The following is a 10,562-nucleotide window of genomic DNA, read 5'->3' on the forward strand; positions in this document are numbered from 1 at the left end:
CTCGAACACGACCGTTAAGCCCTCTAGCGCCAATGGTACTTGAACCGCAGGGTTCTGGGAGAGTAGGACATTGCCAAGCTAAGTAAAGTGCCTTAAGACTAACGTCTTAAGGCACTTTTTATCTATCTAATAAGGAATGTTATACAGGGGGACCGGGGCGATCTGTTTAGTCGGAAGGGGAGTCGGTAAAGAGACCGATTAATACTTCCTTGGTGCTCCGGCATCGGATGCCGGAAATACCCAACATAGGCTGATCGGGAGCCGGTAAATCTCGATTCGAAAAATGTCTGCACCGTAAGGTGCAGGCTTTTTTTACATATAAGAATTTATATGTTTTTGGGTTTTGGGGTAACCGAAGGATTACCCCTTATTTAATTTTTTGATAAAATAGAAAAATGGAAGCGAATATACTGAAACAAATCTTTTTTGATAAGCATAGACATTGGGATGCATTTGTAGAGAAGCACAAAGCTCAACTACGACCCAACATCAAAGAAGTACAGAAATTCCGCGGCTGTGGCGATCCGAGAAACGGTTTTAAAATCGTGGTGTGTGAAGGATGCCATGACAACCGGAGAATACCGTACCGTTGCAAAGGACGATTTTGCACAACATGTTCATATGGAGAAACGGAAGAGTGGAGCCGGCTTTTGGTGGAGGATGTCTTTCAGGTGAACCATCCGCATGTGCATATGCTGGTGACGATGGGTGGGATGAAGGCAAACGGAGAATGGAAGACATACGACTATATCCCGTTTGAGATGCTGAGGAAGCAGTGGCAAACGGTGGTACTGAAGCTTATCCGAGCAAGCTTGAACGCGGAAGATAAAAAACAAGTACAATCGAGGTTACAAAAGGCCTATTCCGCCAATGGAGAATGTGCACGTGCCGAAGCAAAAGGGGAATGTGTAGGAACAACTGGGGTACATTGGCAGATATATGAAACGGCCAGCGCTTGCGCTAAGGAGGATCAAAGAGTATGACGGGGAAACCGTTGTATTTAGCTACCACGATAAAACAAGCGGGGAAGAGAAAACCGAGAAAGTAACGGTGGAAGCTTTTATTGCCCTTGTGATCCGGCATATTCCCGATGAAAATTTTAAAACCATTCGGTACTATGGGGTGTATTCACGCAGGCTCAAAAGCCTTTGCAAGAAAATGGTAACAACCTGGCAGAAAGAAGCAAGGAAATGGATCGTAAAAGCCCAAAGAAAACTAAAGCGAAGAAGTTGGAGGGAGAAAAAGCAACAAGCAACAGGGCGGGATCCCCTGGTGTGCCCGAAGTGCGAATGCCAGTATGAGTACAAGGGAGAAGTCTGTCTAAAAGAGGGGAAGCTAACGATCCAGTACGCAGCTTGTGCAAAGACGTAAGGCGTAAGCAATTACCTCTTGTCCAAACAAAGCGTGACTTATGTTTGACCTGTTCGGCAAGCGAAGTGATCCCACTGCAGGTCGTACGTAGTTTTGACATCATGGATGGCGGAGATCCTACAGTGCCTCCACAATTCACCTGTGAGAGCTGCGGAGGAGGCATGTTTCGGAGTGCTACAAGGGGTTCACGGATATGAATACAAGATTGAAGACCTTGGGGTAAGAAGTGGGAGGCAGCACCAAAAGAATGAAAGAGGGCATGGGTATGGGGTGGAGGAGCGATAGCGTTCGCCTTTGAAGTTCGTGTTCCAACCGCTGGAAGCCAAAAATTCAAGGAACATGAACTTCAACAGCGACCGGAACCCCATACCCATGTCCTCGGGAGCGTACAAATGTATGAGTTTAGACAAGGACCTGGCCTTCGGCCGGGTTTTTCTTATCATGTGGTGACAAGAACCTGACTATGGCATGAAATCAGGACATCTGTATAAAATCGCTTATTTTGTGCATATGTATACATAGAATACCCCCTTGTTAAATGCAAATGTCGGAATGAATGATGTCAAGAGACAAGAACATTATCTCTTAAATGACAAGAACTTTATCCTATTACCCATCATGACCCGTACAAGCTCAAAAAAACACACATCGTATCTGGATACTCTTCTGATTGTAGAAACTGCCAGAATGGATTCAGAGTATTCGGATGCAGCCCATAACATATGTAACGGATAGACTTTTTTGCAATTAAAAAATTGCGTAAATTGATATCGTAACAATAGAAAAAGGCCAATTAAATACCTCCAGTTAAAAGTAGAAATTCAATTTATTTTCAATATATTATTGACGATAATACAAGCTTGAGAAAAGACATCTGAATAGTAGGTGTCTTTTTGCAATAAATAGATAAAGGTCAATATTGTAAGGGGTCATGAATAAGATGTAATAAGCACAAAAATAATTGGAGGGAATTTATGATGAAGGAAGCATTTGAAAAATTTCTTACCGATAATCATTTTATTCCTATAGAAACGTGGAACCTAATAAAACTCGATTGCATTATAAAAGCGGACAAAAAAGAGTCTTAAACTAAAAGCAGGAATTAGGCAAGTATTAATGAAATTGAGGGAATTTACATTATTACTCACTCTGATAAGATTTTGTATATAGGAGACGGGATCATAAGGAGTAGGATATGGAGACATTACGTTAAAACCTATGGTTTTAATAAAAGAAGTTATGATTTCTTCAAAAATTATCAATGTGAATGGAATATTTATTGGCTAAGCGTTAAAGGTTTATACGAAAGAAGAGCTTTAGAAGCAATGCTAACTTTGGTTTCCCTCCATTGTATAACTCCCAGATGCTGACTTGAGGTGTATTGAATGATAATAATTTGGATTTAAATAATGAATATTTAAGTGAGATAATCTTATATTCAGGAAGGATGAATGTATGGCTTATAAAGTTTGCTCGAATTGCAATGAAGACAACTCCGAAAATGCTGCTGTTTGCACAAGTTGCAGTCATACACTTCTCAACGCAAAACTTCATGGAATTCCAAGTGATGAAAGAAATCAGACTTCCTCCCTTTACACTAGCAAAAAAACTTTATATCCAAATAGTAATACTCAGTCCTCCCTATACGCTAATAGGGGTAACGGTTTTTGTTCAAAATGTTCAGAGAGATTGGATGAAGGAGCTTTAAAGTGTAAATATTGTGGTCATATGACTGTTGCTACTCCACGTCCATATGGCAGTGGCAATCCAGTTTACTCATACGAAAGTAATAATAGTGGAGCTGTTGCCTTATTGTACATAGCTACATTTTTTATACCGCTAGTTGGATTAATAGTTGGAGGTATGTACGCGCTGGATAATGATCAAGAAAAGAGCAGCACAGGAAAAGGATTAATTGTCTTTGGGCTTATTATGATTGTATTAGGTATCATATTGTGGAGCGTCATAAGTTGACGCTTTTTTTTGTTGTAATTAATTCGCACCAAAAAGGCTCAATAGTAATTAAGATTCACTGTTGAGCCACTTATCTTAAGGATTAAAAGTAGTTACACCATCTATAACGAGAACAACGACAATCAGCAATATTTCCAAAGTGCCTAATCCATTCTCATCCTGCCAAATTTGGTTCTGTACAATAAATTGTGTAACCTACTAAAGTCAACGATGGCAAGTTACATGTAAGAGTTGAATGAGGAGGAGTTACACATGATCACGAATGGATTATTGAACAAACAACAGCTGCGCCAAGTTGTCAAAGAGCACAATTTCAGTCTACCGAGGACATCCAGGCTACGCTAAAAGAATTATTTAAGGATGTGCTGCAGGCTACTTTAGAAGCAGAATTAGATACGGAATTAGGCTATGACCGTTATGATGCCAAAACGAAAACAACCAAAAATAGCCGGAATGGAATAAGACGGTGGCAAGCGAGTACGGTGATGTCGAGATCCAGGTGCCATGGGACCGTCTGGGTGCTATCCAGCCCGTGGTGGTGAAGAAAAACCAAACGAATGTAACGGGTATTGAAGAGCAAATCATTGCGTTATATGCCAAGGGTGTAAGTACTCGGGACATCCAGGATCATTTGGAACAGCTGTATGGGATTGAAGTCTCGCCTACACTCATTTCCAATGTAACCAACAAAATCGTGCCCGTGATTAAAGAATGGCAAAACCGTCCGTTGCAAAATGTGTATGTCGTCGTCTTTCTGGATGCGATCTACTTTAAAGTGAAGCAGGACGGGCATATTGTCAATAAAGCGGCGTATATGGTGATCGGGATTGACCTCCTCGATGGCAACAAAGATGTGTTAGGTATCTGGATTGGCGAGAACGAGTCTTCCAACAGCACCTTACGTTCATCAGGCCTGCCGGAGGCTCCGTGTCAAGCCCGGCACCGCAGTTGCTAGATTGATTTTGGGAGGTTACACAAAATTCTTGACAGACTCTGGAATGGTTTGGTTCCATTATTTTAATATTTTTATTCATCAAATACTCCATTCAATGAGTAAAATAATCATTCTTCCTAGGTCTTTAGGTTAACCTATTATTAAAATATTATAAGCAAGAGTATATAATCTATGTATTGGCTTCGAATTCGGCTAGATATATTTAGATTAAATGAATAAACCATTTTAACTAGATCTATACAAACTAAATTTAAAAATAGACCTCTTGAAGATATAAGCAATAAATTCTTCAGGAGGTTTATTTATTTTGGTATAAATAAGAAGATCAGAAGAAACTGGGATTCTATGACTAGTTTCTAGTTCCGACACAATCTGACTATGAACGGGCATAATCCCGAAATTCATACATCCAGCTTACCATGGTATCGATAAATTACTGCGTTTACGCCTCCGTTTCATAGTATCCGTAAACGTGAGCGCAACGAAGTAGAAGAGCAAGGATAAAGCGATCGAACCGAGTAAGCTCCATAGCAGCGGCAGTCCTTGATCGTTAAGATAGCCAAAGATCCATCGCCCGCATAGCGCCATCAGCACCATGCAGATGCCGCTCTTAATATATGGGCCGATATCCCAGTAAAATCCGATCAAGCTTGATATTGATAAGAAGTTCAGCAACGTCAATATGACGATACCAAAGCCGAGGCCATAAGCAACGCCGACGATGCCGAATTGGCTGCCGAACACGAAGATAGCGAGCGCCTTGAATGCTGTGGCCACTACATAGTTCCATAGCGAAGTGTTCGCCCGACCTAGCCCGAGCAAGATTGCGTGCAGCGGCGCGTCGAAATAATGCAGAAAAAACATAGGCGCCATTACTTTCAGCAGCAAACCCGCTTCCGGCGCATCGTAAATGAGCGTCGTGAGTGGGATCGCCCACTCGAACAGGATGACGGTTGCAGGTGCGCCGATCAGGAGTCCCAAACGCAGCGCCTGATCCATCTGTTTGTGTATGAGCAGACTGTTCTTGTTTGTCGCTGCTTCGCTAATCGCCGGGATGAGCGCCGTGGATAATGAATGCGTAATAAAGCCCGGCATAAAAAGCAGCGGATATACATAGCCAGCGAGCATGCCAAACTGCTTCGTAGCGAGTACTGTGCCGATACCGGCTAACGCTAGGCTGGTTGTAATGAGCAGTGGCTGGAACGCGCCGAATAACGATTGTATAACGCCGTGCCCGGTCGTTGGTAGACCGATTTGCAGCAACTCGGAGAGTGTGCGTCTCCCCTGCTTCAAGTGTCTCACCCACGTTTCTCCTGGTTCTTTGGATTCGCCATAAAGTTTGTAGCTTGCCAACAGGAATAAAAGGCTGATCGCCTCGCTTGCGACTGAGGCGGCCATCGCGCCCGCAGCCGCATAGGCGATTCCGTAAGGCATCAAAAGGTGTACCATTGCCAGCACGCAGGCGATCTGAACCGTATGCTCGAGCACGTCCGAAGCAGCGATAGTCTTCATCTGCTGTTTGCCACGGAAGTAACCTTTCAGTACCGCGGAGACGGCGACGATCGGCGCGATCGGCGTAATAGCAAGCATCGCGTAATACGCACGCGGGTCGCTCAGCAGGATGGATGCGATCCACTCTGAGCCGAGCAGTGAGACGGTCGTGAGCGACACGCTCAAGATGCTAGTGACAGCGAGCGAGACGTGTAGGATGCGTCTCACTTTCTCCCGCTCGTCACGAGCGTAGGCCTCCGCGACCAGTTTCGAGATCGCCACCGGCAAGCCGAGCTCTGTAATCGTAATGACGAGTGGCACGAGTGGATGCGCCATCATCAAGAGACCGATCCCCTCTGCGCCCAACATGCGGGCGACAAATATACCGCTGATAAAGCCGAGAATGCGGTTGATGAATGCGGCGACGGACAAAACGAACGTACCTCTCATGAACGATTGCGACGGTTGTACCATAGACTTCGTTTCCTCCTGAAGAACAAACAATATTTAATTGTATTCACCATCAGGAAAAATATGTGACGAGCTGCTATTGAATCAGTATATTGTTCAGTTACTCGGGATCTTTGTCCCAACCAGCCTGAATCATATTTATACAAGTAGGTGGTGAACAGCGCGTTAATTGCCGCAGCCGCCGCAATTTGCGGATCTACCAATCACCAGGATTTGTTGCATTTTCAATAAATGACAAGAACGTTATTACATTCCCGACCTAGTTATTAACGATGGGGTACTTGTACAATCTCTCAATTACGCGTCCTTAGAAAAAATCAGGTGAACAGACGACGAGGTAGATAGGTTTGGGGTGGAAGTGCCGTAAGGTATGGAACTGACGGATACTAATCGGTCGAGGGCTTATCCAATATATGAAGTCATCCGTTGTTTAAACAGCGGATGTCCGATTCAGCTGCTTGTTTCGAATCCAGTTTTCAAGGTGCAAGCCTTGATGGTTTTTCCCATGGCTTAGATTGATGTTTGGTGATGATGGCGGAGGGGAACCACGCGTTCCCATCTCGAACACGGCCGTTAAGCCCTCCAGCGCCAATGGTACTTGAACCGCAGGGTTCTGGGAGAGTAGGACGTTGCCAAGCAATTTTAAAGACTTAAGACTACATGTCTTAAGTCTTTTTTTCTATCTATTCACTGGCACTCATGGTTTCATCCGAAACTATATTAAATGAATACTCATTTTTTTGCGCCGTCCAATTCAAGTCATAAATCGTGCAGACCAAACCTGACACTGCGTATTCTTGGAGACGACTCCACTGGCGATTAATCATTTACCAGATACGCTATAGCCATAGTAACTATAGATGTGTCTGTAATCAGAAGCACTTGTCATTGCAAGTGATCTCCTCTTAGGCCCCGTTCTCCCACGATGACTACATATTTGAATCGAAGATAGACGGTCACCGCCTCATACTTTCTCGCACAAGTGGTCAAACGTGCTTGTACACACGCCATAACAACGATTGCACGCGCCAGTATCTGGAGCTTAACGAGATAACGCTTGATGATATCATTTTAGACGGAGAGGTAGCGGCCACTGACGAAAGAGGCCTCGTTGACGATCATGGGGCGCTTTTCTCTGCGTAAAGTGGACAAGATACGAAAGGCTGCGGATAGTCGGCCGGTCAATTACGTTGTATTCGATATTTTACGGTATAAAGGCGAGGGTCTGCGCGGCTATCCATTACATAAACGTAGGGAAGCTATTGGCGACGCTAAACTTCGGTAATGCAAATATCGCACTTTTACCATCGAACGAGGCAGAGGGTTAACGTCTTTATTCGCAGATTGAAGCACTTTCTATGGAAGGAATCGTAGATAAACGCGCTAATTCGATATATGTTTAAAATCTGTGATTCTAGCTTTCCATTCTTGCAAGCAGTCCATGAGATAACCCCCTTGATTTATTTAGGATAGGCTCATTTTCTCATGGATTGTTGGGATATTGAATGTGTGGAGTATTTGACGCTTACCGGCAAACAGTGAAACATCCGATCGACGGCAAGGAGAACATCTAGCTATACTATGGTGTTTGACATTGGTTACTTGTACCTATCATCGTGATGTAAGCATGCATATGCTGAATCATTACTTATAAGGAGGTTAGTGAATTGGCGCTGAAAAGGACGTTAAAGCAAACAACACCTAAAAGAAGGCTGAATCAATCAAATAGTGACGTGAGGTTAGCTATTTTTGAGGACAATGAATTCAGAGGCCGACGTATTCAGTTCAGACGCGGAGGCGTGGCGATCACCAACATGCAGGCGCTTCGTTTCGACCAGATGCTCTCCAGCTTCCGTCTGAGAAATGCCGATGTTAGCAGTGAAGTGACCTTGGTTCTGTTCTCCCGCAACAATTTCGGAGGAAGGTTTCGTGTGTTTCGCGGCAGCCAGAACGTAGCTAGCTTAAATGATTTTAATAATGAAACAGAATCGCTTCTTCTCGTCGGAAGGAACCTGACACTGAACGAAATCAACGACATCCATGACACCGGTACGCCTCCTCGCAATGTTTTGATTATTCGTCAATAATAGACCTCAACAGATTGAATGAACAACGGGACGGAGCAGGAAACCTGCTGCGTCCCGTTTAGAAAACACACACAATTCCACACGATTTAAACATCGCTGCTGAACAAGCCGGTCTTAATTTCTCGCAGGTGCTGCAAAAAGCTTTGCGTGAAGAATTGACGTAAGCGTCATCCAGCACACCTAGTATTTCATCAAAATCCTTGGGAAAATGAATATAACTCTTTTGAAAGTTACGTGCGCACGGAAATAATAAGCGAACGCCAAGAGCAACAGATGCCACAAATCCACAATGGCTGCTTTTTTTTGCCTTCCATCTTCTTTTTCACTATCTATGATGCTTATGTGAATACGGTAAAAAACAACAAGCTTTTTGATAAAAAGCAAGCCGAATTTTTAAAAAGGAATTATCAAAACCTAAAATTCGAGCTATTGTTAAATATTAAATAATAAAGAGGGCAATGATACTATATCTTTGCCCTTGGTGAAAGCTTTGTAGGCAACTAAACGGTATACTGGTGGAAAACCAAGAGTTACATGAAAGAAGTCAAAAACTTATAGAGTGAAATCTCATCCTTTCCGAAACAGTGAGACGGCAAGCTAAGCACACGATTGAGCTGGAAACTCGAGTGATAACGGAAATGCATCGCTGCCAAGATCTTTAGAAATGGCTGTTCATAAGTCCGTAAGACTGAGGGAACAGTCCTTCTTTGTGGAAAGGTTTTACTAAGAAGTCCCTCGCTCGCCCATCGACTGAAAGGTATTCAGAAACATATTATGATATAAGTATGATCCTATCCCAAAATGAGATCAGGAGTAAAAAAACTTTTAATATACTTGAATTGGTTTTACACATGGATCTTGGTTCTATTATTGCAGTTTCTAATTTGGAAATATAATGAATGAAGTCGTTGCAATAAGATCCTTATGGAAATTGAGGTCAATGAGCTTCAAAATGCACATTTGGAATTGTATTCGTTAATATAGAAATGAGCCAGATAAAGGCGGTTTGATCATAAAAGAAAGTGAGCCACTGAATTACTAATTCTCTGAATAACCTCGTATGCTAGAGTTTCCGCAAACTTTATAGCTGAGAGGAAGAAAAGGATGATCACAGTGCTCAATTCCATCGTATCAAACATTGCATCGAACGAGAAGGACTCAGCCAGAGAGCAACCGCATTAAAATTAGACGTCCATTTGAATGGAAAATTGACGCGTGGTTACATGTCCTGCATGCAACTGTCGGCAAGCGGAAAGCGGTTCGTCCGGGCTTATGCCCATGAAAAACAAAAAGCTTTTTTGGATGGTTTCGCCCGTGCTTTCCACTACTTCGGAGGCGTGCCCGCCCTAGGTCTGCTAGACAACCTCAAGAGTGCTGTCGTCAAAGTGTTGGAAGGCCGGGACCGGCTAGAGCAACGCAATAACAGATTTCCTGAAAATTGGCGCAAAAAGACCTCCCCTAATGGTTTTAACTACCATTTATTAGAATTTATTGAGCTTAGCCTGTGTCATTGAGTTCCTTAAGGTCCACTTTGTAGCCCATTTGCTGGATCTTCTTTACCCAGTAATCGACGTCCTTCTCTTTTTTTCTGAGAAAGTCTTTTTTACACGTAATATCGGAGCATCGAAGGTTGCTTGTAAGCAGCAGATCAGCAGCCATGGTCTTGAAAAATGGCAATAGGATGCCCGGGACATAGATCGATAACTTCATGTGTGCAAAGCCCCATAGCCTTCTACTTCGTGCGGTAAGACATTTTCGTATAAAAAACCGATAAAATGCACTCCAAATCTTTCACTAGGTTCGGCTTAGAATCAAGAATGGGGAACATTAGCACTTGTAACATAAAGTAAACATGATAAATTATTTAACCTGGTCGTGGTCACCAGAAGTTGAATGGATTTCCGAGCTTGCTGTGCAATTCCAAGAATGGAAACATCTTCACTTGTAACGTAATAGTAAACGTGATAAAGTATATTCCCGGTCAACATTATTGATCGGATAGGTTAAACTGAAATCTACTATTGTTGATTAATTGCATATGGAAAAAATTGATATTGCAATGCAAAACCAAACATGATATATTAGTCGTCCGGTCATTAAACAGGCTGGTTAGACAAACATCATTGTCCTTTGAAAACTGAATCAACGAGTGAGTAAAAATAGAGAATGCAAGTTCTCGCCAGATGTAAAGAATGAGGCAACTCAAGTTCTAC

General features: G+C 42.9%; 7 protein-coding genes, 2 rRNA genes and 2 pseudogenes. 9 read left to right on the forward strand and 2 right to left on the reverse strand.

Annotation, left to right across the window (positions count from 1 at the left end):
* The 4 genes and pseudogenes from rrf (G9U52_RS42160) to G9U52_RS38655 form a co-directional block, all read left to right on the forward strand.
* Positions 1-79: ribosomal RNA gene (rrf, locus tag G9U52_RS42160) — 5S ribosomal RNA — on the forward strand; the annotation flags it as partial.
* A 316-nt stretch (positions 80-395) separates the two neighbouring features.
* Positions 396-1,368 (forward strand): annotated as a pseudogene (locus tag G9U52_RS42165) (IS91 family transposase); the annotation flags it as partial.
* 1,458 nt (positions 1,369-2,826) lie between these two features.
* The gene (locus G9U52_RS38650; protein WP_166158749.1) at positions 2,827-3,345 is read left to right on the forward strand and encodes a zinc ribbon domain-containing protein; all 519 of its coding nucleotides are present in this window, start codon (positions 2,827-2,829) and stop codon (positions 3,343-3,345) included.
* 252 nt (positions 3,346-3,597) lie between these two features.
* Positions 3,598-4,234 (forward strand): annotated as a pseudogene (locus G9U52_RS38655) (IS256 family transposase); the annotation flags it as partial.
* 480 nt (positions 4,235-4,714) lie between these two features.
* On the opposite strand, the gene spoVB reads toward G9U52_RS38655, so the two are convergent.
* The gene (spoVB, locus tag G9U52_RS38660; RefSeq protein ID WP_166158751.1) at positions 4,715-6,265 is read right to left on the reverse strand and encodes a stage V sporulation protein B; all 1,551 of its coding nucleotides are present in this window, start codon (positions 6,263-6,265) and stop codon (positions 4,715-4,717) included.
* Between the two features lie 518 nt (positions 6,266-6,783).
* Here spoVB and rrf (G9U52_RS38665) point away from each other — a divergent pair.
* The 5 genes from rrf (G9U52_RS38665) to G9U52_RS38685 all read left to right on the forward strand — a co-directional run bounded on the left by rrf (G9U52_RS38665) (position 6,784) and on the right by G9U52_RS38685 (position 9,863).
* A 5S ribosomal RNA gene (rrf, locus tag G9U52_RS38665) occupies positions 6,784-6,900 on the forward strand.
* 328 nt (positions 6,901-7,228) lie between these two features.
* The gene (locus tag G9U52_RS42035; protein ID WP_375790329.1) at positions 7,229-7,405 is read left to right on the forward strand and encodes a hypothetical protein; all 177 of its coding nucleotides are present in this window, start codon (positions 7,229-7,231) and stop codon (positions 7,403-7,405) included.
* Complete coding sequence (locus tag G9U52_RS38675) at positions 7,383-7,547, forward strand: hypothetical protein (protein ID WP_166158753.1); 165 nt, start codon at positions 7,383-7,385, stop codon at positions 7,545-7,547. The genes G9U52_RS42035 and G9U52_RS38675 overlap by 23 nt, the downstream gene beginning before the upstream one ends.
* Positions 7,548-7,929: 382 nt before the next feature.
* A complete protein-coding gene (locus tag G9U52_RS38680; RefSeq protein ID WP_243767813.1) occupies positions 7,930-8,349 on the forward strand; it encodes a beta/gamma crystallin family protein in 420 nt (139 codons plus the stop codon).
* Positions 8,350-9,545: 1,196 nt separating this feature from the next.
* The gene (locus G9U52_RS38685) at positions 9,546-9,863 is read left to right on the forward strand and encodes a hypothetical protein (protein ID WP_207953483.1); all 318 of its coding nucleotides are present in this window, start codon (positions 9,546-9,548) and stop codon (positions 9,861-9,863) included.
* Here the strand turns inward: G9U52_RS38685 and G9U52_RS38690 are convergent.
* Positions 9,847-10,059 carry a hypothetical protein gene (locus tag G9U52_RS38690; protein WP_166158757.1) on the reverse strand — a complete coding sequence of 71 codons (213 nt, stop codon included), beginning with the start codon at positions 10,057-10,059 and terminating at the stop codon, positions 9,847-9,849. The genes G9U52_RS38685 and G9U52_RS38690 overlap by 17 nt on opposite strands.
* Positions 10,060-10,562 lie beyond the last annotated feature (503 nt).

Origin of the sequence: Paenibacillus agricola (genome assembly GCF_011440305.1) — a bacterium.
Taxonomy (GTDB): domain Bacteria; phylum Bacillota; class Bacilli; order Paenibacillales; family NBRC-103111; genus Paenibacillus_S; species Paenibacillus_S agricola.